The organism is Methylobacterium hispanicum, from assembly GCF_022179285.1.
Taxonomy (GTDB): Bacteria; Pseudomonadota; Alphaproteobacteria; order Rhizobiales; family Beijerinckiaceae; genus Methylobacterium; species Methylobacterium hispanicum.
This window is the reverse complement of the sequence record NZ_BPQO01000007.1, coordinates 234,757-257,182: the sequence shown is the minus strand read 5'-3', so window position 1 is coordinate 257,182 and position 22,426 is coordinate 234,757. Positions and strand designations below refer to the sequence as shown.

Genomic DNA, 22,426 nt, shown 5'->3' with positions numbered 1-22,426 from the left:
GCCGAGGCAGCGGGACGATCGAGGCGCAGGGATCGCTCGGGCGACGTGCGGGCTTGTCGGCGGAGAATTCTTTATAGTAATTCTAATTCTGAGATGGACGGTCGCGAACGATTGGCGCTCTGGCGTGCCCTCACCCCCGGGCAGCGGGCGATGCTGTGCCGGCTGGATCGCGACGGGCCGCTCCTCACGCTGAAGCCATGGGAGATGCGCACCATCCGCTCGCTGCTCGAGCGCGGGCTGGTCAGGCCGAGACCGCCCTCCCGCGTCGGACGCGAGACCGCGGGGCTGTGGCACCTCAGCGCCAGGGGCCTGCGCATCCTCCCGCGGCCGCCGGCCGGCGGCGGCACCGCGGAGGTTCGCGACAGCCCATGACCCTGCACGGGCTGCTCGACCGGCTCCTCGTTCTCTGCATCGTCCTCGTGCTGGCCGGCACCTGCGCGACGCTGTCGGCGGCGGGCTTCGAGCGCGTCGGCGAGAGCGTCGGGCTCGCGGCCCTCGTGGCCGGCCTCGCCACCGCGTGGTGGCGAGGCTGACGCGGGCCGGGGCAGGCGGAAGGGGCCCTGGACGGAGCTGGGGCGTGCCGCCGCTCCCGGCGAATGCCGCGGCCGCGGCCGGTGCCGTATGGTCGGCGGCGCGATCCGAATGGTCCGCGAGGCGATCCAAGACCGCACCCGACCCTTCCCCGGAGAGAGCGACGACCATGCGCGCCCCGCACGCCGAGAGGCACCTCATCGACCGGATCGGCTGGCTCCGCGCCGCCGTGCTCGGCGCCAACGACGGCCTCGTCTCGACCGCGAGCCTGATCGTGGGCGTCGCGGCCTCCTCGGCCGGAACCGGCGAGATCCTGGTTGCGGGCTGCGCCGGCCTCGTGGCGGGCGCCATGTCGATGGCGGCGGGCGAGTACGTCTCGGTGAGTTCGCAGGCCGACACCGAGCAAGCCGACCTCGCCCGCGAGCGCCGGGAACTCGCCGACGATCCCGCGGCGGAACGGGAGGAGTTGGCCGGCATCTACGTCGCGCGCGGCCTCGACCATGCGCTCGCCCTGCAGGTCGCCGACCAGCTCATGGCCCGGGACGCGCTCGGCGCCCACGCCCGGGACGAGCTCGGGATCTCGGAGATCACGGCGGCGCGCCCGGTCCAGGCGGCGCTCACCTCGGCCGCCACCTTCTCGGCTGGGGCCGCCCTGCCGCTGGCCGTGGCGGCGCTCACGCGCGCCGACCTCGCGGTCTACACGGTCTCGACGGCCTCGCTGGTCTTCCTCGCGATCCTCGGGGCTCTCGGCGCGCGGGCCGGCGGCGCGGGTGTCGCCCGGGCGACGGCGCGGGTGGCCTTCTGGGGGGCGCTCGCCATGGCGGTCACCGCCGGCATCGGGGGGCTCGTCGGCAAGGCGGTGTGATACGGGATCCGGTTGAAGCGTTCGGTTTTGCGGATCCTCTCAGGATGCAGCTTGGGTCCCCTCTCCCATAGGGGAGGGCGATCGCATATGCCGAGCGAGCCTAGCCCCGGTCAGGCGTGGGTCCCCTCTCCCATAGGGAGAGGGACAGGGTGAGGGGTATGAGGCGTCCGAACAGGGCTCGACCTGAACGCGCGTCGATGGCGTGCTCCGTCCTGAGGCGTCATACCCCTCACCCCAACCCTCTCCCTATGGGAGAGGGGGCGCGGCGCGGTTCCAGTGGCGATCTCGGAGACGACCCACGCCATATGCGATCGCCCTGCCCTATGGGAGAGGGGGCACGGCGCAGTTCACCTCACGCGGCCGAACCCATCGACCGGCGACTGTATGAGACTCGCCCAGGATCGCGGGCGCATCCGCGGCAGGGATCCACAAAAGATCCAGGCCGCCGGGCGAGAATCTAGGGGGCGGGGGCGACCCCGCGATAGCCGGGCGTCCGGGCGACCTGGGCCTTCACCGCGGCGATCAGCGCGTCGAGGGCCGGCGCGTCGAGCGAGCGGCTGGCGGCGAGATAGTAGGTCTCCCAGCCCACCGACAGGAAGAACAGGCCGAGCCTCTCGGCCGCCGCGCGCACGCCCAGGCCCGCATCGGCCGCACCGCAGGCGATGGTCGCGGCCACCGCCTGATGGGTGAACTCCTCGACGCCGTAGCCCCGGATCGCGCCCGGGGACAGCCCGGCCTCGTCCAGCAGGCGATCGAACCATTGCCGCGTGCCCGAGCCCTTCTGGCGGTTGACGTAGCGGGCCTCGCCGGCGGCGAGGTCGGCGACCGAGCGGATGCCGAGCGGGTTTCCGGGCGCGAGCAACAGGCCCTGCTCGCGCTCGAACAGCGGGTGCGCCACGAGCCCGGCGCTCGCGTTGACGGCGGAGAACGGCGCGCCCGCCGCCTCCGGCGCCAGGGCCCCGCAATGGAAGCCCGCCGCATCGACCTGCCCGTCGAGGAGGCGCGTCACCGCCGCGTGGCTGCCCATCACCGAGACCTCGATGTCCGCGCGCCCGCTCAGCACCTCGACGAGGAGCGGATCGTGGCTCGCGGCGAGCGCCAGGCCTCCGGCGCCGTCGCCGAGGAGGCTGCGCAGGCGATGCTCGAGGACGCGGGTCTCGCGCCCGAACCCGGCCTCCAGGCCCTCCGCGGCGGCGGAGACGGCCTCGGCCAGCGCGCTGCCGAAGGCGGTCAGCTCCGTGCCGTGGCCGCGGGTCTTGTGCACCAGCGGCCTGCCGAGCGCCGCCTCGTAGGCCTGCAGGCGCGCCCAGGCCGCCCGGTAGGAGAGGCCGAGCGCGTCGGCCAGGCCCTGGACCGAGCGCGCACGCCCGATCGCCTCGAAGACGATCTTCAGGTCCGAGACCGGGATGGCGTTCCGGCCGATCCGCACGGTCCCACCGAGACCGAGCACCACCGACGGGGCTCCCGCGTCTCCGCCCCGCCTCGGTTCCGCACGCTCGTCGGTCTTCTCCACGGCCAGATCTCCCGCGCCGGGCGGGGCCGCATCCGGGCGGGCCTGCCCGAGCCGAACCGCCGTCCCGTGCCCGTCAAGCGGTCGGCCCGCCGCGGACGCCCGCGCCGGGCCATCTCCTAGAGCCCTTCCCGGTCGCGTTGCAATCGGGCCCGGGTCCGAAGCCCGGCTCCGGCGCCGCCCGGTCAGGGGCGCACGGCCGGCGTCTCCAGCGGCAGCGGCGCGGCGCGCGTCGCGAGGTAGAGTTCGAGGGCGACGTAGTCCGGCGCCCCGTACGCGAAGGGCTCGGCCCGCATCCCGGTGAGGCAGTTGCGCAGGCGCCGCTGCAGCGAGCCCATCCCCTGCCATTCGAGGCGGTAGAGCGGGTAGCCGGTCGGCTGCCCCTGCGGGATCACGGCCGCGCCGAGGCGGCGGCCCCAGTGGTCGTCGTGGCAGATCGCGCAGGAGAGGCCGAGCTGGCCCTGGCGCGCCTCGAACAGCGCGCGGCCCTCGGCCCGCGCGGCGCCGAGCCGGGGATCGTCGGGCGGGGCGATCGGCATCCCGCGGGACTGGGCGGCGACGAAGGCCGTCAGCGCCAGCAGGTCGGGGCTCTCGTAGGCGAGGGGATCCGCGCCCTGGTGCGTGCGCCGGCACGCGTTGACCCGGTCCTGAAGATCGATCGGCCGCCCGGTCCGCGCGTCCCAGGCGGGGTAGCGCGCCGCCACGCCGCGCATGCCGACGGCGGCCTCCCCGTGGCAGCCGGCACAGGGCTGCCGGCCGGGGGCCGGCGGCGTCGCCCAGAGCTCGGCCCCGTCCGCGACCGCGAGCATGCCGGGATTGGCGGTCTCGTCCCGCTGCATGGCCTGGATCTCGGGGCCCATCTGGTCGAAGCCGGAGCGCCGGTCGGCCGGCGCGATCGGCTCGGCACCGGCCGGAGCGCCGACGAGCAGCAGCGCCAGGACCGCGGCCGGCGGCGGGAGGCCAGGGCGGCGCGGCACGGCGGGGCTCAGGCCACCGCGATCGGCGCGGACTCGGTCTGGTCGAAGCCGTCGTCGCCGCGCCACGTGAAGGTGAAGCGCCCGCTCGCCGTCGCGACCCAGGTGAAGGTGAGGTAGGGGTTGGCCGCCGAGGCCGGGAACAGCTCGGCCCGGAAGATCTCCTCGCCCTCGAAGCGGCAGACGAACTCCGTGACGATGTTGCGCGGCAGGATGCGGCCGTCCGCGCCGGGGCGGAAGCCCGTCTCCATCGGGTGCGAGATCAGCGTCTTGATCGTGATCACGTCGCCGGCCCTGGCGGTCTTGGGCAGGTTGATCAGGGTGCGGGCCATGCGGGGTCAGCCCTCCAGGCAGGCGGCGAGCGTGACGATCGCGTCGGCACTCGCCGACCAGTAGGTGCCGTCGCTCATCTCGGCGATCGCGGTGATGCGCTGCGTGTCGGCGAGCCGGATGCGCGTCGCGACCTGGGCGCGGCCGGCGCCGGGCCGCAGATGGAGCGTGACGACGTTGGGCTGCGGGTTCCGCTCGTTGAACACGCCGATGCGGCGGACATGGTCCGCCTGCGTCATCGGGCTCTCGACGGAGATGGAGAGCGGCACCGTGTTGCCGTTCTCCACGAGCGGCGGCAGGTCGAGGCTGACGCGGCCCGGCCGGATCGGGTTGTCGCCCGCGAAGCGGCGGATCGCCGATTCGGTCGTCTCGGTGCGCGGCTGCGCCGCCGCGGCCGGCCGCAGGGCGAGCGCCAGCACGCTCCCGGCCGTGCCCGCGAGCACCCGGCGCCGATCGACGGTCCCGCTCCGTCCCGGCTTCATCGTCCTCATGGTCTCCCCTCGGGCTCGCGCAGGGTCGCCAGGAAGGCGACGACGTCCTCGATCTCGCCCGCGCTCAGGATCGGGCGGCCCCGCCACGCCCGGCCCACGCGGGCGAGGCCCGACAGGCTGTAATAGGATGGCATGATGGTGTCCGGGTTCAACGCCCGCCCATCCACGAGCCGCAGGCGCAGCTGCGCCGGGCTCCGGCGGGCGCCGACGCCCGCGAGATCCGGGGCGAGGTTGCCCTGGAAGCGCTCCTCCGGGAAGGGCCCGGCATGGCAGAGCAGGCAGAGCCCGCGGGTGCGGTCGGCCACGATGGCCCGGCCGCGGGCCGGGTCGCCGGCCAAGCCCGCCAGGGGCTCGGGGATCGCGTCGCCGACGACCGCGTAGGGGACCAGGCCCTCCTCGGCCCGCGCCGGGCCGAGCGCGAAGGCCAGCACGGCCGGGAGGAGGGCGGCCCGGCGGCCCCGCCTCACCCGAACACCTCCCGGGTGATCGTCCGGTACCAGCTCTCGCCGTAGGCCGCCTCCTGGCGGCGCACCGCGTCCGGGGCGTCGAGGGGGCTGATCCCGCCCGCGCCCGGCACGTCCGCGAGCTGCCCGTCGGTCGGGCGGAACACGCCCGCGATCGAGATGCCGTCGTCGGGCGCCACGAGGCTGTAGCAGGTGTTGATGAGGCGCGGGGTCTCCGGCTCGCGGCCGGCCAGCAGGTCGATCACCGCCTGCGCGCAGACCTTGCCTTGCGCGTTGGCCGAGAAGGCCGACTTCGGCATCGCCCCGGCGATGGCCGCGTCGCCGATCACGTGGATGCCCGGCACGAGGCGGGACTCGAAGCTCACCGGGTCGATCGGGCACCAGCCGCTGCGGTCGGCGCAACCCGCCTGCGCGGCGATGCGGCCCGCGCGCTGGGGCGGGATGATGCAGGCGACGTCCGCCTTGATCTCGGCGAAGTCGGTGCGCACGACCATCGCCGCCGGATCGACCTCGCTGACCTGCCCGCCTCCGGCGAGCGGCACGACTTCGAGCACGTCCCGGTAGAGCCTGGCCCAGGCCGCCTCGAACAGCTTCTGCTTGGAGAAGGTGTCCTTGGCGTCGAGCAGGATGAGCTTGGCGCGCGGCTTCCGGGCCTTGAGGAAATGCGCGATCAGGCTGGCGCGCTCGTAGGGGCCGGGCGGGCAGCGATAGGGGTTGGCGGGCGCCGAGAGTACCACCGTGCCGCCTTCCGGCATGGCGGCGAGTTGGCGGGCGAGCAGCACGGTCTGCGCGCCGGCCTTCCAGGCGTGCGGCATGGCCTCGGCGGCCGCCGCATCGTAGCCCGGCACGGCATCGAACCGGAGATCGATGCCCGGCGACAGGATCAGACGGTCGTAGGGCAGGGCGGTCCCGTCGCCGAGGCTCACGCGGCGCGCGCCCGCATCGACCGCGCGCGCCGTACCGTGCACGAAGGTGAGCCCGGCGCGGCCGAGCGCGTCGTAACCGAGCGTCTGCGCCTCGATCCCGCGCAGGCCCGCGACGACCTCGTTGCTGCGCGGGCAGGCGACGTAGTTCGGCGACGCCTCCACGAGGGTCGTGTCGACGCCGCCCGCCGCCAGCCAGCGCGCCGCCGTGGCGCCGCCGAACCCGGCGCCGACGACCACGACGCGGGGACGCGTGCCGCCGAGGGCCGGGCAGGCGAGCGTCGCGGCGGCAGCCCCGCCGAGGAGGGCGCGGCGTGTCGGCCCGTGCGGCATCGCGCGCATCAGTGCGATCCTCGGGCCGCGAACCAGGCGGCGATGGCCCGGCTCTCGTCCGCGTCGAACCCCCGGGCGATGCGGTTCATGATGGTGGCCGGCCGCTCGCCCGACCGGAAGGCGGCGAGCGCCGCCACGATCTCGGCCTCGCTCCGTCCCTCGAGCGCGCCCATCGCGGCGCCTTGCGCGTGGCAGCCGGTGCAGGAGGAAGCCCCGGGCGGCGGGCGCAGCTCCGCCGCGCGCGCGGCCGTCCCGCAGGCGAGCGCGAGGGCGAGCAGGAACGGGCTGTACCGTCTCGACATCACCGCCGCTTTCCCGGACGCCCGGAGCGCCAGCGGAGGGTGATCCGGGACCCAGCCGATGCAAGTCGCGAAGCGTCCTGATTCTGCACCGGTGCTGGAGATCGAGCCGCTTCGCGGCACGTCATCGTCTGGATCCCGGATCACCTTCCACTCCGTTCCAGGCGTCCGGGAAAAGGCCGCGCGTCGTCCGTCGGATTCGGCGCGGCCGGTCGTGACCTCATGCCCGGCGCAGGTCCGTGTCCTTCAGCGGCAAGTGCCGCACGCGCTTGCCGGTCGCGGCGAAGACCGCGTTGAGCACCGCCGGGGCCGCCACCGCGATGGTCGGCTCGCCGACGCCGCCCCAGAAGCCGCCGGAGGGCATCAGGATGGTCTCGACCGCCGGCATCGCGTCCATCCGCATCACCGGATAGCTGTCGAAGTTCGTCTGCTCGATGCGCCCGTCCTTCACCGTGCAGGCGCCGTAGAGCGCCGCCGAGAGGCCGTACACGAAGGAGCCCGCCACCTGCGCGTCGATCTGCTGCGGGTTGACCGCGTGGCCCGGGTCGGTCGCCGCGACGATGCGGTGGATCTTCAGCTCGCCCGCGTCCGAGACCGAGACCTCGGCCGCGCCCGCCACGTAGCTGCCGAAGCCCATCGTCTGGCAGATGCCGCGGAACACCCCCTCCGGCGGCTTGCGGTCCCAGCCGATCCTCTCCGCCACCGCCTCCAGCACGGCGCGGTGCTTCGGGTGGTTGCCCATCAGCTTCAGCCGGAAGGCCAGCGGATCCTGGCCCGTCGCGTGGGCCAGCTCGTCCATGAAGCATTCGAGGTAGATGGCGTTCGGGTTCAGGTTCACGCCCCGCCAGAAGCCCGGCAGGATGTGCGGGTTGCGCATGGCGTGATCGACGAGGATGTTCGGGATCGTGTAGCCGATCGCCGCCTCCGGGCCGCCCGGGTTGAGCCCCTGGAAGGTGACGGGATCGCGCCCCTCGACCATGCGCTGGGGCGCGACCGAGGCCAGGATCGATTGGCCGGAGATGCGCATGTGCAGGCCGGTGAGGTTGCCCTCCGTGTCCAGCGCGGCGCGCATGCGGCACTGCGTGACCGGGTGGTACCGGCCGTGCGTCATGTCCTCCTCGCGGGTCCAGATCAGCTTGACCGGCGTGCCGGGCATCTCCCGGGCGATCAGCACCGCCTGCCGCACCCAGTCGTGCGTGGCGCCCCGGCGACCGAAGCCGCCGCCGAGATGGATCTTGTAGACCTCGCAGGACGTGGCCGGCAGGCCGGCTGCGTCGGCGGTCGCGGCGAGCGCCGCCTCGCCGTTCTGGGTCGGGGTCCAGACCTCGCAGCGCTCCGGCGTCCAGAGCGCGGTGGCGTTCATCGGCTCCATCGTGGCGTGGTTCTGGAACGGCACGCCGTAGACGGCCTCCACCACCTTGGCGGCGCCCTTCAGCGCGCCCGCCACGTCGCCGGCCCGGTTGCCGACGAAGGCCTGCTCGGCGTCGAGGCCCTCGCGCAGCACCGCGGCGATGCTCTCGCTCGAAACCTTGGCGTTCGGGCCCTCGTCCCAGACGATCGGCAGCGCGTCGAGCGCGGTCTTGGCGCGCCAGAACGTGTCTGCCACCACCGCGACCGCGCTGTCGCCGACCTGCACGACGCGCTTGACGCCCGGCATGCCCGTCACGGCCGCCGCCTCGAAGCTCTTCACGCCGCCCCCGGTCACCGGGCAGTCGCGGATCGCCGCGTTGAGGAGGCCCGGGAGCTTCAGGTCGATCCCGTAGACCTGGCTGCCGTCGAGCTTCGGCAGCGTGTCGAGCCGCTTCAGCGGCTTGCCCGCGATGGTCCAGTCCCGCGGGTCCTTCAGCGCCACGTCCTTCGGCGGCTCGATCGTCGCGGCCTCGCCCGCCACCGCGCCGTAGGTGGTGCTGCGGCCGGAGGCGGCATGCGTGATCGTGCCCCGCTCCGTGCGGCACTCGGCGGCCGGGACGCCCCAGCCTTTCGCCGCGGCCGCCACCAGCATGGCGCGGGCGGCGGCGCCCCCCTTGCGCACGTACTCGTGCGAATCGCGGATGCCGCGGCTGCCGCCGGTCGAGTAGTCGCCCCAGACGCGCTTGCGCGCGAGGTTCTGGCCCGGGCTCGGATACTCGGTGGTGACGCGGGCCCAGTCGCAGTCGAGCTCCTCGGCGACGAGCTGGGCGAGGCCGGTGAGCGTGCCCTGGCCCATCTCCGAGCGGGCGACGCGGATCACCACCGTCTCGTCGGGCTTGACCACCACCCAGGCGTTCACCTCCGGCGCGGCGGGCGCCCCGTCGCGGGTCGCGGCCCGCGCCAGGAACGGGATGTGGAAGCCGAGGCTGAAGATCCCGGCGCCGGCCAGCAGGGCGCGGCGGGAGGGGCGGGGGGCCCGCGAAGGGGCCTTCCGGTCGATGCGCATCGCTTCTCCCCTCAGCCGGACTGGCCGCGCTCGGCGGCGAGCTTGATGCCCGCGAGCACGCGGTTGTAGGTGCCGCAGCGGCAGATGTTGGTGATCTCGGCCCGGATCTGCTCCTCGCTCGGGCGCGGGGTCTGCGCCAGCAAGGCCGCCGAGGCCATGATCATCCCGGGCTGGCAGAAGCCGCATTGCGGCACGTCGAGTTCGGCCCAGGCCTGCTGGACCGGATGGTCCATCCCCGGCGCGAGCCCCTCGATCGTCACGATCTTCTGCCCCGTCTCGATGGCCGAGAGCGGCAGCGAGCAGGCCCGCACCGCCGCGCCGTCGACGTGCACCGTGCAGGCGCCGCACTGGGCGATGCCGCAGCCGTATTTGGTGCCGGTCAGCCCGATCTGCTCGCGGATCACCCAGAGGAGCGGGGTGTCGGGCTCGGCATCGACCTCGCGCACGACGCCGTTGACGGTGAGACGCGCCATCGAACCCCTCTCTCTGGAACAGGCGTAATGTATACCGTATCGCCACACGAGGCCGCATCTCAAGGGGCGACACCGGGCGATCGCGGGGCACATCCGCGCAGAGGCCGATGCTCCGCGGGGCGGGGGCACTCGCGCGCACGAACGTCCGCCCGAGGCACGGCCGAGCTGCGAGGATGGGGTGAAGGGTTCCGGAACGATGGAGACGCGCCCGCCCATGCACGCGCTGCCGGCCGCCGTCCTGCGGGCGGAGCCGACCGTCTGGCTCAACCCGCACCGGCGCCCCAGCGCGGCGGTCCTGCCCGGCCTCGCCCTCACCGAGGCCGACCTGCGGGACGCGGAGGCGCGCTGGCACCGCTTCGCGCCGCTGCTCGCCCGGCTCTTCGCGGGGCTCGCGGACGGGCGGATCGATTCGGCCCTCGCGCCGCTCGCGCCCGATGTCGCCGCCCGCGTGCTCGGCGGCGCGCCGGGCACGGTCTGGGTCAAGGCGGACCACGACCTGCCGGTCACCGGCTGCATCAAGGCGCGCGGGGGCGTCTACGAGGTGCTGGCCTACGCCGAGCGGCTCGCCGAAGAGGCGGGTCTGCTGACGGATGGGGCGTCCTACGCGGCCTTCGCCACGGGCCCCTTCCGCGACCTCTTCGCCCGGCACACCGTCGCGGTCGGCAGCACGGGCAACCTCGGCTTCAGCGTCGGCGTGGCGGCGCGGGCGCTTGGCTTCGCGGTCGAGGTGCACATGTCGCACGACGCGAAGGCGTGGAAGAAGCGGCGCCTGCGCGCGCTCGGCGCGCGGGTCGTCGAGCATGCGGGCGATTACGGCCGCGCGGTCTCGGCGGCGCGGAGCGCCTTCCGCGACCGCAACGACGCGCATTTCGTCGATGACGAGAACTCTCTCGCCCTGTTCCTCGGCTACGCCGCGGCGGCGCGCGACCTGGCGCGCCAGCTCGGGCAGGCCGGGATCGCGGTCGATGCTGAGCATCCCCTGTTCGTCTACCTGCCCTGCGGCGTGGGCGGGGCGCCGGGCGGCGTGGCCTTCGGGCTGAAACTCCTGTTCGGCGACGCGGTGCGGCCGGTCTTCGTCGAGCCGGTGGCCGCGCCCTGCATGCTGGTGCAGCTCGCCGCAGGGCTCGAGCGGCCCGTCAGCGTCTACGACGTCGGCCTCGACAACCGCACCGCGGCCGACGGCCTGGCCGTGGCGGGCGCCTCCATGCTGGTGGCGCGGACCGTCGGCGCGCTCGTCGAGGCGATCGTGACGGTGACCGACGACGCGCTCTTCGCCTGGGTGAAGGATCTCTGGGACCGGGCGGGGCTGCGCCTCGAACCCTCCGCGGCCGCGGGCTTCGCCGCCGTCGGCCCGTTCGTCGCCGAGGCGGACGGAAGGGACCGGACCCGCGCCACGCACGTGGTCTGGACGACGGGCGGCGCCCACCTGCCGGACGCCGAGTTCGCGGCCGCGCTGGCGCGCGGCTAACGCGCTGGCGCGCGGCTAACGCGCTGGCGCGCGGCTGACGCGCTGGCGCGCGGCTGACGCGCGGCGGGCGCCGCCCGGGCGCCCGCCGCCACCCCGGATCCGCGGCACGGCGTGGTCAGGCGGCGAGCTTGACGGCGTGCTTGCTCTCGATCGTGCGCCGGATCAGGCGGCGGGTCCGTTCGGTGAAGGCCAGCTTGTCCGCGAGGCAGCTTTCCAAGAGGACGCCGACGCCGAAATGGCCGCTCACGTCGGCCATGGCCACGAGGGCCACGTATTCGGCGATGCGCAGGTGCATCAGGTGGTTCGCCTTGACCAGGATGAACAGGGCCTTGGCCGCCGGGGCCTGGATCTCGGCCAGCTCGCGCCGGAAATCCTCGAGGAAGACTTCCTGCAACCGCCCGTTGACCGTGAGCGGCTTCTCGCCGATCAGCTCGAAGCAGCGGTCGAGCGACTTGATCGTCTTGTCCTGGATGAAGGCGCGGGACTGCAGGGCCTCCTGGATGGCCGGGTCGTGCGCGACCTGGCCCAGCTCCTCGTAGATCTTCGTCGCGCGTTCCGCGTGATGCCGCGCATCGCTCAGCATGCGCACGAAAAGCTCCCTCGGTGTCTTGACCGGCATGGCCGTCTCCTCACGCTGTGTCGTTTCGGACGAAGGCATCCCTCGAATGCCGAGACCGCTTCGCGCCCTCGGCCCGTTCCCTGGCCGGACCGGAGGCGGCCTGCCGTCGGCCGCCGCGATGCGCGGACTGCGCCGCACACCGTGACGCCGCGATCGATGCCGCAGCGAAGCGGAGGGTGGATTATGCGTCCGGGACGATCCTCTGCTTGATCGGGCGAGACATCGGCCGCGGCGGGGGCCGTGCGCCCCGCGACCGGGCCGCGCGTCCCCCCGGATCAAGCGGGGTCGGCAGCTCGGCGCTACCGTGCGGCCGACGGCTTGCGAGCGGGCAGGGGACCTCCGAGAGGGCAGGCGGCCTCGCGCCTCGCTCGGGACGCGGTCCTGGTCCCGTCGGCAGGTCCTCCTCTTCCAGCCCGGAGACACCCTCATGAGAACATTGCGGATCGCGTCTTTGGCCTGCGCCGCCCTGCTCGTGGGCGGCGCGATGGCCGAAGCGCGCGGCTTCTATGGCGGGACAGGCTTCCGCGCCGGCGGCGTCCGGGGCGGCGGCATCCACGGCTACCGCGGCGCGGTAGCGGGGGGCTATCGGGGCCGCTACGGCGGGGTCGGCCGCTACGGCGGGGTCGGCCGCTACGGGGCGGTGGGCCGCTACGGCCGATACGGTTACGGATACGGCCGCTACGGATACGGCGTGCGTCCCTACGGCTACGGCCTGGGCGCGGCCGCCGTCGGGGCCGCGGCCGCTGCCGGCTACGGCGCCACCTACGGACGCTGCGGGCCCTACGCCACCTACGATGCCTATGCGGGCATCTGCCGCGCGTACTGACACCCCGCGGACGCGCCTGCGACAGGGCCGAGGCGTGAAGGCCCCGGCCCCCGATCATCCGGCCTGAGCCGGCGGTCCGAGCGGCCCGCCCGGCCGACGGGCCACAGAACGGGTTCGGTCACGCCATGGCCCTCCGGAACGTCGCACCCCTCCTCCTCGCACCCTGCCTCTGCGCGCCCGCGCTGGCGCAGCCGTCCGGCCTGCAGCAGCCCGCGGCGCTGATCCACGGCAATTACTGCGGCGTCGGCAACAACGCGCCGTGGCCGCCCGTCGACGCCCTCGACGCCGCCTGCGCCCGCCACGACGCCTGCACGCCCACCGGCGCCCTGCCGTCCCGGGCCTGCAACCTGCGGCTCGCGTGGGAGACGGACCGCATCTCCCGCGATCCGCGGCAACCGGACGACGTCCGGGCGCTGGCGGGCTTCATCGCCGCCGGGGCCGCCCTCCTGCCCTTCGACCCGAACATGCCGGCGGCGGTCCGGATCCCGGCCGCAGGGCCGGTCCCGGTACGCTACGGCGCGCCCGCGGCCCCGTCCTATCGGCCGGTCCATCGCGCCTACTAGGGTGCGTCCCCGGCGGCGGGAGCCGCGCCCGGCCGCTCGGGCGGGCGCGGCTCGCACGCGGGGACATGCGGGGCGGGCGGCGCGCTCAGCGCCGGAAGCCGCCCCTGTAGCCGCCCCTGTATCCGCCGGCCCGCCCCGCGTGGACGGCCCGGCCGCCATAGACCCGGCCGCCCCGGTAGACGGCGCCACCCCGGTAGACGCCGCCCCGGTACACGGCGCCGCCCCGATATCCGTACCGGGCGCCCCCGCGGTATCCGTAGACCGCCCCGCCCCGGGGACCGTAGACGCCCGGCGCGACGTAGGCGTTCGGGCGGCAGGCGCCGTAGGGGCCCCGGTGGAAGCCGGGCCCGCACCCGCCGGCCGCCTGTGCCGCCGGAATGCCGAGTCCGCCCGCGTCGGGGCTATTCAGGCCGATGAGCGCGGCCAGCGTGAGGGCTGCGAGCGGGATCACCCGTGTCGTCGTCATTGGGACCTCCTCGTTCTCTCCGTCGCGGTGACGTCGTTCGACGATCCTCGACCGGATCCGGGTGCCGCTGCCTCCGGGGGGCGGCTCGCCTCTCTCCAGACGCTCGGCGTCGTGCCGGACCAGCGTCGGAACGCGTGCGTGAAGGCGGCCGCCTCGGAGAATCCCAGGCAGGCCGAGATCTGCGCCAGCGACATGTTGGTGTCGGCCAGGAGCTGCTTGGCGGTCTCGAACCGGATCTGCGCGGAGACCGAGCGGAAGCTCGTGCCCTCGGCCCTCAGGCGGCGGCTGAGGGTGCGCCGATGCACCGCGAGATGCCGGGCGACGGCCTTGCCGGACCACGGGTTCGGGATGAACTCCGCGCGGAGCAGCCGCCGCAGCTGCTGCGAGACCGGGAGCGGGGCCGCGGCCTCCCGGATGCGCGGCTCCGCCATCCGCCGGGCGATCCGGTCCGCGCCCGCGACCGGCTGCGCCAGGAGGCGCGCCGGGAAGGCGAGGGCCGCCCATTCCTGGTCGAACCGGACGGGTGCGCGGAAGAAGTGCCAGTAGGCGTCCGTCTGGTCCGGCGGCGCCCGCGGCAGCAGGAGCTCCGAGGGCGACCAGCGGGGGCCGCACAGCACGCGCACGACGTTGACGACCGTGGCGAGCGCCCCCTCCGCCTGGAGGCCGACCGCCGTCGCGCCGGGCTCGCAGGGAAAATAGTGGAGCAGCGCCAGGTCGGCCTCGACGCAGAGCCTGACCGCGAAGCCGCATGACCAGGCCCAGGGCCGAGTCTCCAGCACGTGCAGCGCCTCGCCGACCGTGTCCGCGTTCCGGACCAGTCCCCTGCTCGGGCCGAGTTCGGCGAGCCCGATGCGCTGTCCCACGAGCAGGCCGAGATGGCCGCATCGGATGCGGCGCGCGCCCAGCTGGAGCAATCGTCCGAGCAGGGCGCTCGGGATCGGTGGCCCGTCGTCCCGGACCGTTGCGGGGTCGAGGCCCGCCTCGCGGAGCAGGCGAGCGGGATCCGCGCCGTGGTCCGAGAGCACCGCACAGGTCGCGCCCGGGACGCCGCGGAGGCCACCGACGCCGCCGCGGCCGGTGAGAGGCTGGACCGCCTCGCGCAGCCGGAACGCGCCGAGGAGATCCCGACTGTCTTCGCGCGCCGGGGCAAGTCGATCGACCATTATAGAAGTCCCATTCCGCGTGCGGGCCGGGCGACTTCAGGGGACCTGCGGGATCTCTACATTGCGATGGATCAATGTCCAACCGCACATGGAGCGAGCAGCTTGCCTCTGGATTATAGATCCTACATTTGATCGAAGCAGATCGACGAGCACGACTTCGCTTGCACCGGGCCCGTCGCCCCGTCTCCGACGCGCGGAAGGGCCCTCGGCCTGCCCATCGCCTCATGCGGCCTCCGGTCGATGGGTTCGGCCGCATGCGGTGAACCGCGCCGCGCCCCCTCTCCCATAGGGAGAGGGTTGGGGTGAGGGGTATGACCTGACAGGACTGAGCACGCCATCGACGCGCGTTCAGGCCCCCGCCTCTTTCGGAAGCCTCATACGCCTCACCCTGTCCCTCTCCCTATGGGAGAGGGGACCCGCGCTTCGTTCCGGGACGATGCGCTAGACCGAACCCATCAACCGGAAACGGTATCAGAACATCCACCGGAAGGCGCGCCGGATGCGGGCGCGACCCATCCGGCCGTCGTGCAGGTGGCGGCGGAAGAGCGTCTGCAGGGCGGATGCCGCGAGGTCGTACTCGGCCCCGCATTGCGCGGCGCGCCCCCTGGGCAGGGTGCCGTCGTCCACGAGGTAGCCGAAGGTCCCGCGGTCGGCGCCGTAGGCGAGGCAGAGCAGGTTGTAGAGGCGCTGGGCGGTCAGGCTGTGGTCGTCGGCGAGCGTCTCCCGATCGGGCGTCTCCTCGGCGGCCTGGCTGCGCATGAGCTGGGCTATGCCGTCGATCGCGTGCCGAGCCTGCCCGGGCGGCAGTTCGAGCAGGACGAGGGCCGCGAACTGGTCGGCCGCGTCCTCCTCCCGGCCGAGCACCGGCACGGCGAGGAGATCGTAGAGGGCATGCCCGAGTTCGTGGAGGAAGACCTGCGCCACGGGGCCGAAGATCGCGCCGTGCCGGGGCGCCCCGGACGCGGACGCGCTCCTGGCGGCGGTCTCCCGCACCTCCCGGACATATTCGTAGCAGACCGTGATGGTCCGGTTCTCGGGCGCGTACCACGCATCGGGCTCGCCGCCGCAGGCCGACAGGCGCAGCGTCAGGGCGTAGGGCAGGCGCACCCCCCTGACGATCGTCCGCAGGCCTTCCAGCACGCGGCGCGCCTTGAGGTCACGGTAGATCGCGCGCGTCTCAGCCTGCGCGGGGCGCTGATAGGCGATGCGGATCGCCGCGCCCCCGGGGCGGGCCGCCCAGGCCGGGAGGGCGGCGGCGAGGGCCAAGCCTGCCGCAAGGCCGAGAGCCCACCGCATCCGGCGGCCTCCGGACCCCGGGTCTCAGTGGGACAGGACGCGCACGACCCGGCGCGAATCGAGATCCACCACCACGGCCTTGTCGTCGGGCGAGATGAAGTAGCCGTAGTAGCCCGACGGATCGAGGCTCGGCACCGACTGGTTGCGGAAGAGGCCCATCTCGATCCAGTCCGGGACGGGGCTGCCGATCCCGACCCGGCGGCCGAACCCGTTCGCGGCGGTGTAGCGCGGCCCCACCTCGAACAGGGTCGCCACGGCGACCGGGGTACCTCCGACCTCGATCTCGCCGGTCGTCGGTCCGCGCGGGTTCACCTGCACGACGAGCGGCTGCGCCCGGACCGACAGGCAGCACAGGGCCGCGATCGCGCCGAGGGCGATCCGGGACATGTTCCGAGATCCAGTCGTCATGAGAGCCTCCGACCTGCGGCCTCCGCGTCGGACGGAGACGCGTGGCCTGGAGGAGGATAGGTCCGCTCCGGACGCGCGCTTGATCGAATGCGCCCTCGGCCGGTCCCGCTTCTTTCAGGACGGCCCTTCCGGCGCGAGCCGTCCGGCGCGAGCCGTCCGGCGCGAGCCGTCCGGCTCGCCCGGCCACGGACGACCGCCGGGTCGGGCTCGCCGGATCCCCTAGGCCGGCAGGACCACGACCTTCGTCTTCACCGGGGTCCGCGCGTAGAGGTGGATCATGTCCTGGCTGAGCAATCCGACGCAGCCGCTGGTGATGCCGCTGCCGATCGATTCGGGCTCGCTGCTGGCGTAGATCGTGTAGAGCGTGTAGGCGCCGTTCTGGTAGAGATGCAGCGTGCGGGCGCCGAGCGGGTTGTCGAGGCCGCCCGGCATGCCGCGGGCGTACTTGGCGGCCTCGGGCTGACGCCGGATCATCTCCTTGGGCGGTGTCCAGGTGGCCCATTCGGACTTGCGGCCGACATAGGCGTCGCCGCTCCACAGGAACCCGTCGCGGCCGACGTTGGCGCCGTACCGGGTAGCGGATCCGTCACCCTCGATGCGGTAGACGTAGAAGTTGCGCGGATCGACGACGATCGTCCCCGGCGCTTCCTTCGATTCGTACCGAACCGTCCGGCGATAGTACTTCGGATCGACCTTGCGGACATCGACCGCCGGGATCGGGAACTTCTCGTCCGGCATCGGTCCGTAGATCCGGGTCGCCTCGGCGAGGATCACGCCGTCGGTGGTCGCGCAGCCGCCCAACCCCAAGGCGCCGAGACCGGCGGCCGAGCCGAACAGAAACGAGCGGCGGTCGAGACGCCTCGCCCGAGCCCCGGGCGAGGCGGTCCCGTCCATCGCGCCGACCTCGGCATTCCCGTCATCCGCCATCGTGATCCCGAACGTTCCCCGGCCGGCAGCGCGCGCCGCGGCGCACGCCCGGCGGCCCTGCTGTCAAGCTGAGAGTGCGGCGCCTCGGCGCTCCAGGCAAGTGCGGCACTCGCCGCCGGTCCGCCGGCCGCCCATCCGCACTCGTCCGGGCGCGTCCCGGGCTGCGGGCGCCGTCCGGTCCCGCCGCGGCGGCCCGCCCCTCGGGCCGTGGCCGGCCCCTGTCGGAGGCCGAACCCTTCGGCTGAACCCTGTCCGGAGGACCGTGACCGAAACGGCAGCGCCGGTCGCACGGCACCCTCGCTTATTGCAGTGCACGGCATTTGTGCAGCTGCACATTTTTGCAGTGCAGTAAAAATCGGGTTTGCCGCGCCATTTGGTCGGCTCTATCGATACGTATAGATAGGATTGTCCGACCGATTCTCAGGATGGTGCCATGCTCGACCGCCGCTCCTTTCTGGCCACCTCGTCCTTCGCCCTCGCATCCCTGACGTCGCCGGCCCTGCTGCGAGGCGCGCGGGCCGCGGGTGCCGACCTCGTCGTCGGGGCGCCGCTGCCGATGTCGGGTGCCTTCGCGGCGAACGGGAAGTTCGCCGCGCTCGGCGCGGCCTTCGCCGCCGAGGAGGCCGGCACGGTTCTGGGACGCAAGGTGGTGGCGCGCGACCTCGACACCGAGGGCAAGCCCGCGACCGCGGCCCGGCGGGTGCAGGAGGCGATGGCCGAGGGCGCCCGGCTGTTCGCCGGCGGGATCCTCTCCTCGGAAGCGCTCGTGATGGGCAAGGAGGTGACGAATGGCGGCGGCGTGTTCTTCACCACCGCCGGCGCCGACGAGATCACCGGCAAGGAGTGCAACCGCGGCACCTTCCGCTGGAGCGTGCCCACCCACGGGGCGATCGCCCAGACCGTGCGCCCGCTGATCGAGCGGATGCCGCAGGCCAAGCGCTGGTACACGATCACGCCGCAATACGTCTTCGGCGAGGGGCTGCTCGGCGCCGCCAAGGCGGTCTTCCAGGAGAAGGGCATCGAGCATGTGGGCAACAGCTACCACGCGCTCGCCGAGAAGGAGTTCAGCGGCTACCTGACCAACGCCATCGCGGCCAAGCCCGACGTGCTGCTGATCCTGAGCTTCGGGTCGCAATCCTCCGACACCCTGCGCCAGGCGGTGAGCTTCGGCCTGAAGAAGCGCATGACCATCGTGCTGGCCTGGGCCTCGGGCCTGGAGCAGTTCGAGGCCCTGGGGCCCGACCTGTGCGAGGGCGTCTATTTCGGCGCGCAGTACTGGCACGGCATCGACACACCGTCGAACAAGGCCTTCGTCGCGAAGGTGCGGGCGACGCGCAAGTTCAGCCCGAACTACTCCTTCGCGGGCTCCTACCTGATGACGAAGCTCCTGCTCGACGGCGCCGCGAAGGCCGGATCCGCGGAAGGGCCCGCCGTCACCAAGGCGCTGGAGGGCTTGACCTATGCGGGTCTCACCGGCGACGAGGAGATCCGCGCCGCCGACCATCAGGTCATCAAGAACTATTACCTGCTCAAAGGAAAGCCCAAGTCGCAGATGGCCGACAAGGACGATTTCGTCGAGATCGTCAGCTCCGGCAAGTCGTTCCTCTCGTCCGAGGCCGCCGGCTGCAAGATGAGCTGAGGCGCGCGGCGGATCGGCCCGGCGGCGCGGAGGCTCGCGTGACCTACCTGTTCCAGATCCTCAACGGCATCGGCCTGGGGATGCTCTACTTCCTGCTCGCGGTGGGACTGAGCATCATCTTCGGGCTGCTGCAGTTCGTGAACTTCGCGCACGGCGCCTTCTACATGCTGGGGGCCTACCTCGCCTACACGATGGTCGAGCGGGGGGTGAGCTTCTGGCTCGCCCTGCCGCTCGCCTTCCTGGCCGTCGGCGCGCTCGCCGCCCTGACCGAGGCCGTGCTGCTGCGCCGGATCTACGCCCAGGCGCACACCTTCCACATCCTCGCGACCGTCGGCCTCGCGCTGGCGGTGCAGGAGATCGTGATCATCGTCTGGGGGCCGATCGGCGCGAACCTCGCCCCGCCCGACAGCCTCTCGGGCGTCGTGATCCTGGGCGACTTCATCTACCCCGAGTACCGCCTCTTCGTGATCGCGCTGACCGCGCTGCTGGCCGGAGGATTGTGGTGGCTCCTGGAGGGCACGCGGCTCGGTGCCATCGTGCGCGCCGGCTCGGAATCGCCCGAGACCATGGCGCTCCTCGGCTACGACACGCGGCGCATCAACACCGCCGTGTTCGGGCTCGGGGCCGGGCTCGCGGGCCTCGCCGGGGCGCTCGCCGCGCCGATCCGCGGGGTCGATCCGTTCATGAGCGTCGAGGCGCTCAGCGTCGCCTTCGTGGTCGTGGTGGTCGGCGGCATGGGGAGCTACGCGGGCGCGCTCGCGGCCGGCCTCGCGGTCGGCATCGCCCAGAGCCTGATGGCCACGCTCTGGCCCGAGGGGGCCCGGCTGATGATCTATCTCGGCATGGCGGCGGTCATCGTGACGATGCCGCGCGGATTGTTCGGACGCGCCTGAGGAGACGAGCGATGACCCGCCTCCTCGAACGCCCCATCGTCCATTTCGGGCTCGCCGCGGCGACCGTGCTGGTCCTGCCGCTCGTCCTCCGCTCGGGCACGCTCGCGAGCGAGATCCTGATCTACGGGCTGGCGGCGGCCGCCTGCAACCTGCTCCTCGGCTATACGGGCCTGCTCTCCTTCGGGCAGGGCATCTTCTTCGGGCTGGGCAGCTACGCGGCCGGCCTCATCCTGCTGCGCGCCGGATGGCCCGCCCCGGCGATGCTGCCGGCCGTGGCGCTCGTCGGAGCCGCGACCGCGACCGCGGTCGGCTGGCTCTCGATCCGGCGGCAGGGCGTCTACTTCGTGATGCTGACGCTCGCCTTCTCGCAGCTGTTCTACTTCCTGGCCTACACGCTCGGCGACCTGACCGGCGGCGACAACGGCCTCCTCAACGTGCCGCGCCCCGCGCTCGGCGGGAAGCCGCTCTCGGATCCCTGGGCCTACTACGCCTTCGTCGCCGCGCTCTTCCTCGGGCTGTTCGCCGCGCTCCAGCGGGTGGCGCTCTCGACCTTCGGCCGCACCCTGCTGGCGATCCGGGACAACGAGGCCAGGGCCAGCGCCATCGGCTTCCCGGTCCGCACCTTCAAGGTCGCGGCCTTCGCGATCTCGGGGGCGGTGACGGCGCTCGCGGGCGCCCTGCACGCCATGCTGATCGGCGTCGCCCCGCTATCGAACATCGAGTACCACACCAGCGAGACGCTGCTGATCATGACGATCATCGGCGGGGCCGGAAACCTGTTCGCCTCGGTGCTCGGCGCCGCCTTCTACCTCGTGGCCGGCGACCTCCTCTCGGCGATCTGGCCGCGCTGGCTGCTGCTGCTCGGCGTCCTCCTCGTCGCCGTCGCCCTGTTCATGCAGCGCGGCCTCTGGGGCCTCGTCGAGCGGGCCGCCGCGCTCGTCGCGCGCGAGCCGCCCCCGGAGCCCGCATCCGCGGACGCCACCCTGCCGGAGGAGAGCCGCCCGTGACCGCCGCCTCCAAAGCCGTCGCGTCTGCCATCGAGCCCCCCGTCGAGCCCGCCCTGGCCGCGGACGGGCTCGGCGTGCGCTACGGCAGCTTCGTCGCGCTCAAGGACATCACCCTGCGGGTGCGCCCGAACAGCGTCCACGCGATCATCGGGCCGAACGGGGCGGGCAAGACCACCCTGTTCCACGCCCTCACCGGCCGTGTCCGCGCGGCGAGCGGGCGCATCACGCTCGGGGGCCGCGACATCACCCGCACCCGCGACGACGACCGGGTGCGCCTCGGCCTCGCCCGCTCCTTCCAGGTCACGAGCCTGTTCGCCACCCTGAGCGTGCGCGAGAACCTGCGGCTCGCAGCCCAGGGGCGCACGCCCTGGGCCGCGCTCGCGCCCTGGCGCGCGGTCTCGGAGCGGGACGCCGCCTTCGCCGTCGTGGACGCGCTCCTCGCGCGCCTCGACCTCGCGGGCGTCGCGGGCCGCCCGGCGGGCGAACTCTCGCACGGCCAGCAGCGGCGGCTCGAGGTCGGCATGGCGATGGCGGCCCGGCCCCGGGTGATCCTGCTCGACGAGCCGACCTCCGGCATGGGCACGGACGACATCGGCGCGATGACCGACCTGATCCGCGACCTCGGCCGCGACCACACCGTGCTGTTCATCGAGCACAACATGGGCATCGTGATGAACATCAGCGACACCGTGACGGTGATGCGCGCCGGGCAGGTCCTGGTCGAGGGGCGGCCCGCGGCGGTGCGCGACGACCCGGAGGTGCGCCGGGCCTATCTCGGCAACATGATCACGGGGGACCTGCGATGAGCGCGGGGGCGGCTCTGCGTCTCGACGACGTCCACGGCTTCTACGGCAAGAGCCACATCCTTCAGGGCGTCAGCCTCGAGGTGGGCCCGGGCGAGATCGTCTGCCTGCTCGGCCGCAACGGCGCGGGCAAGACCTCGACCCTGCGCAGCGCCGCCGGCCTCCTGCCGCCGCGGCGGGGCCGCGTGACCTTCGGGGGCGCCGAGATCGCCGGCTGGGCGCCCCACCGCATCGCCCGCGCCGGCCTCGGCCTGGTGCCGGAGAATCGCGGCATCTTCGGCCTCCTCACGGTCGAGGAGAACCTGCGGATCGCCGTGCGGAAGGGCTCGCCCTGGGCGCTCGCCGACGTCTACCGGATCTTCCCGCGCCTGGAGGAGCGGCGCCGCAACGGCGGCGCGCAGCTCTCCGGCGGCGAGCAGCAGATGCTCGCGATCGCCCGCGCGCTCCTCACCGGCCCCAAGCTCCTGATGCTCGACGAGCCCGTCGAGGGCCTCGCCCCGGTCATCGTCGAGGAGATCGTGGCGCAGATTCGCCTGATCCGGGACGCGGGCGTGCCGATCCTGCTGGTCGAGCAGAACCTCGCCGTCTGCATCAGCCTCGCCGACCGGCACTACATCCTCGAACTCGGCCGGATCGCCTACCACGCCAGCGGGCCGGACTTCGCGCGGGACGAGGCGGCGCGCGACCGCTTCCTCGGCGTGAAGGCCCACTGAGCCCTCTGGCCCGCCCACTCTCGGAA

At 73.4% G+C, this 22,426-nt stretch carries 26 protein-coding genes; 11 read left to right on the top strand and 15 right to left on the bottom strand.

Annotation, left to right across the window (positions count from 1 at the left end; all coding sequences use genetic code 11):
* Positions 1–93 precede the first annotated feature (93 nt).
* The 3 genes from MFF56_RS10950 (at position 94) to MFF56_RS10940 (ending at position 1,396) form a co-directional block, all read left to right on the top strand.
* The gene (locus tag MFF56_RS10950) at positions 94–372 is read left to right on the top strand and encodes a hypothetical protein (protein ID WP_238230008.1); all 279 of its coding nucleotides are present in this window, start codon (positions 94–96) and stop codon (positions 370–372) included.
* Positions 369–533 carry a hypothetical protein gene (locus tag MFF56_RS10945; RefSeq protein ID WP_156453907.1) on the top strand — a complete coding sequence of 55 codons (165 nt, stop codon included), beginning with the start codon at positions 369–371 and terminating at the stop codon, positions 531–533. Before MFF56_RS10950 ends, MFF56_RS10945 begins: the two co-directional genes overlap by 4 nt.
* A gap of 167 nt (positions 534–700) precedes the next feature.
* Positions 701–1,396, top strand: coding sequence for a VIT1/CCC1 transporter family protein (locus MFF56_RS10940; protein ID WP_066925369.1), 696 nt, complete (start codon positions 701–703; stop codon positions 1,394–1,396).
* Positions 1,397–1,853: 457 nt separating this feature from the next.
* On the opposite strand, the gene MFF56_RS10935 is transcribed toward MFF56_RS10940, so the two are convergent.
* The 9 genes from MFF56_RS10935 to MFF56_RS10895 form a co-directional block, all read right to left on the bottom strand.
* Entirely contained in the window at positions 1,854–2,909 is a 1,056-nt protein-coding gene (locus tag MFF56_RS10935) for a substrate-binding domain-containing protein (RefSeq protein ID WP_066924604.1), read from the bottom strand.
* 182 nt (positions 2,910–3,091) lie between these two features.
* Positions 3,092–3,883 carry a sulfur oxidation c-type cytochrome SoxA gene (soxA, locus tag MFF56_RS10930; protein ID WP_066924602.1) on the bottom strand — a complete coding sequence of 264 codons (792 nt, stop codon included), beginning with the start codon at positions 3,881–3,883 and terminating at the stop codon, positions 3,092–3,094.
* Positions 3,884–3,891: 8 nt separating this feature from the next.
* Complete coding sequence (locus MFF56_RS10925; RefSeq protein ID WP_066924600.1) at positions 3,892–4,212, bottom strand: thiosulfate oxidation carrier complex protein SoxZ; 321 nt, start codon at positions 4,210–4,212, stop codon at positions 3,892–3,894.
* Between the two features lie 6 nt (positions 4,213–4,218).
* Entirely contained in the window at positions 4,219–4,701 is a 483-nt protein-coding gene (locus tag MFF56_RS10920) for a SoxY-related AACIE arm protein (protein ID WP_066924599.1), read from the bottom strand.
* Complete coding sequence (gene soxX, locus MFF56_RS10915) at positions 4,698–5,168, bottom strand: sulfur oxidation c-type cytochrome SoxX (RefSeq protein ID WP_197430662.1); 471 nt, start codon at positions 5,166–5,168, stop codon at positions 4,698–4,700. Before soxX ends, MFF56_RS10920 begins: the two co-directional genes overlap by 4 nt.
* Positions 5,165–6,421 carry an NAD(P)/FAD-dependent oxidoreductase gene (locus MFF56_RS10910; RefSeq protein WP_066924606.1) on the bottom strand — a complete coding sequence of 419 codons (1,257 nt, stop codon included), beginning with the start codon at positions 6,419–6,421 and terminating at the stop codon, positions 5,165–5,167. Before MFF56_RS10910 ends, soxX begins: the two co-directional genes overlap by 4 nt.
* Before the next feature lie 8 nt (positions 6,422–6,429).
* Positions 6,430–6,723, bottom strand: a complete 294-nt coding sequence (locus MFF56_RS10905; protein WP_066924592.1) for a c-type cytochrome — start codon at positions 6,721–6,723, stop codon at positions 6,430–6,432.
* Between the two features lie 217 nt (positions 6,724–6,940).
* Positions 6,941–9,136, bottom strand: coding sequence for a xanthine dehydrogenase family protein molybdopterin-binding subunit (locus MFF56_RS10900; protein ID WP_238230007.1), 2,196 nt, complete (start codon positions 9,134–9,136; stop codon positions 6,941–6,943).
* Positions 9,137–9,147: 11 nt separating this feature from the next.
* Positions 9,148–9,609: a (2Fe-2S)-binding protein gene (locus tag MFF56_RS10895; RefSeq protein ID WP_066921847.1), complete on the bottom strand. Its 462-nt coding sequence runs from the start codon at positions 9,607–9,609 to the stop codon at positions 9,148–9,150.
* 214 nt (positions 9,610–9,823) lie between these two features.
* Between MFF56_RS10895 and dsdA the strand changes: the two genes are divergently transcribed.
* Positions 9,824–11,077, top strand: coding sequence for a D-serine ammonia-lyase (gene dsdA, locus MFF56_RS10890; RefSeq protein ID WP_238230006.1), 1,254 nt, complete (start codon positions 9,824–9,826; stop codon positions 11,075–11,077).
* A 115-nt stretch (positions 11,078–11,192) separates the two neighbouring features.
* On the opposite strand, the gene MFF56_RS10885 is transcribed toward dsdA, so the two are convergent.
* The gene (locus tag MFF56_RS10885; RefSeq protein WP_066921851.1) at positions 11,193–11,696 is read right to left on the bottom strand and encodes a DUF892 family protein; all 504 of its coding nucleotides are present in this window, start codon (positions 11,694–11,696) and stop codon (positions 11,193–11,195) included.
* Between the two features lie 427 nt (positions 11,697–12,123).
* Here MFF56_RS10885 and MFF56_RS10880 point away from each other — a divergent pair, with 427 nt between their 5' ends.
* Together MFF56_RS10880 and MFF56_RS10875 are read left to right on the top strand one after the other, a co-directional pair.
* Complete coding sequence (locus MFF56_RS10880) at positions 12,124–12,522, top strand: hypothetical protein (RefSeq protein WP_238230005.1); 399 nt, start codon at positions 12,124–12,126, stop codon at positions 12,520–12,522.
* A gap of 125 nt (positions 12,523–12,647) precedes the next feature.
* Positions 12,648–13,085: a phospholipase A2 family protein gene (locus MFF56_RS10875; protein WP_066921518.1), complete on the top strand. Its 438-nt coding sequence runs from the start codon at positions 12,648–12,650 to the stop codon at positions 13,083–13,085.
* 85 nt (positions 13,086–13,170) lie between these two features.
* Here the strand turns inward: MFF56_RS10875 and MFF56_RS10870 are convergent, their stop codons facing one another.
* The 5 genes from MFF56_RS10870 to MFF56_RS10850 all read right to left on the bottom strand — a co-directional run bounded on the left by MFF56_RS10870 (position 13,171) and on the right by MFF56_RS10850 (position 17,345).
* The gene (locus tag MFF56_RS10870) at positions 13,171–13,551 is read right to left on the bottom strand and encodes a GCG_CRPN prefix-to-repeats domain-containing protein (RefSeq protein WP_066921516.1); all 381 of its coding nucleotides are present in this window, start codon (positions 13,549–13,551) and stop codon (positions 13,171–13,173) included.
* The gene (locus MFF56_RS10865) at positions 13,548–14,714 is read right to left on the bottom strand and encodes an AraC family transcriptional regulator (RefSeq protein WP_082772996.1); all 1,167 of its coding nucleotides are present in this window, start codon (positions 14,712–14,714) and stop codon (positions 13,548–13,550) included. The genes MFF56_RS10870 and MFF56_RS10865 overlap by 4 nt, the downstream gene beginning before the upstream one ends.
* A gap of 471 nt (positions 14,715–15,185) precedes the next feature.
* Positions 15,186–16,010, bottom strand: coding sequence for a DUF4344 domain-containing metallopeptidase (locus tag MFF56_RS10860; RefSeq protein WP_066919680.1), 825 nt, complete (start codon positions 16,008–16,010; stop codon positions 15,186–15,188).
* A 24-nt stretch (positions 16,011–16,034) separates the two neighbouring features.
* Entirely contained in the window at positions 16,035–16,397 is a 363-nt protein-coding gene (locus MFF56_RS10855; protein ID WP_066919682.1) for a hypothetical protein, read from the bottom strand.
* Between the two features lie 240 nt (positions 16,398–16,637).
* Complete coding sequence (locus tag MFF56_RS10850; protein ID WP_066919684.1) at positions 16,638–17,345, bottom strand: L,D-transpeptidase; 708 nt, start codon at positions 17,343–17,345, stop codon at positions 16,638–16,640.
* Positions 17,346–17,778: 433 nt separating this feature from the next.
* Here MFF56_RS10850 and MFF56_RS10845 point away from each other — a divergent pair, with 433 nt between their 5' ends.
* From MFF56_RS10845 to MFF56_RS10825, 5 genes are read left to right on the top strand one after another with little or no spacing between them, the layout of a single operon-like run.
* The gene (locus tag MFF56_RS10845) at positions 17,779–18,984 is read left to right on the top strand and encodes an ABC transporter substrate-binding protein (RefSeq protein WP_066919686.1); all 1,206 of its coding nucleotides are present in this window, start codon (positions 17,779–17,781) and stop codon (positions 18,982–18,984) included.
* Positions 18,985–19,022: 38 nt separating this feature from the next.
* Entirely contained in the window at positions 19,023–19,877 is an 855-nt protein-coding gene (locus MFF56_RS10840) for a branched-chain amino acid ABC transporter permease (protein WP_082772904.1), read from the top strand.
* Between the two features lie 11 nt (positions 19,878–19,888).
* Positions 19,889–20,884 (top strand): branched-chain amino acid ABC transporter permease, encoded by a 996-nt coding sequence (locus MFF56_RS10835; protein WP_066919688.1) that lies wholly within the window; start codon positions 19,889–19,891, stop codon positions 20,882–20,884.
* Positions 20,881–21,690, top strand: coding sequence for an ABC transporter ATP-binding protein (locus MFF56_RS10830; RefSeq protein WP_238230004.1), 810 nt, complete (start codon positions 20,881–20,883; stop codon positions 21,688–21,690). Before MFF56_RS10835 ends, MFF56_RS10830 begins: the two co-directional genes overlap by 4 nt.
* Positions 21,687–22,400, top strand: coding sequence for an ABC transporter ATP-binding protein (locus MFF56_RS10825; protein ID WP_066919690.1), 714 nt, complete (start codon positions 21,687–21,689; stop codon positions 22,398–22,400). Before MFF56_RS10830 ends, MFF56_RS10825 begins: the two co-directional genes overlap by 4 nt.
* The last annotated feature ends 26 nt before the right edge of the window (positions 22,401–22,426 follow it).